Genomic DNA, 230 nt, shown 5'->3' with positions numbered 1-230 from the left:
CCCCGCGAGGGCCAGCAGCCGCGCCGCCACCGCCACCTCGCCGGCGATGCGGATCCGGCGCTCCCGCGCCTCCTCGTCGAGGCCCCAGAATTCCTCCTGGAAGGTCTCATCCAGGATGGCCAGTTTGGGTTCAAGCATCGCCATCTGAAAGATCTCATTCTTTTTCTTCTCTCCTCCTGAAAAACCCTCGTTTACCGATCTGTTGGTCAGTTCTGAATCAAGATGGAGCA

At 59.6% G+C, this 230-nt stretch carries 1 pseudogene; it reads right to left on the bottom strand.

What is annotated here, in order from left to right:
• Positions 1 to 66: 66 nt before the first annotated feature.
• Positions 67 to 230 (bottom strand): annotated as a pseudogene (locus J5474_RS22945) (ATP-binding cassette domain-containing protein); the annotation flags it as partial.

Origin of the sequence: Sagittula salina (assembly GCF_017813235.1) — a bacterium.
Lineage (GTDB): Bacteria > Pseudomonadota > Alphaproteobacteria > Rhodobacterales > Rhodobacteraceae > Sagittula > Sagittula salina.
The sequence above is the reverse complement of the archived record's forward strand: the minus strand, read 5'-3'. Positions and strand labels throughout refer to the sequence as shown.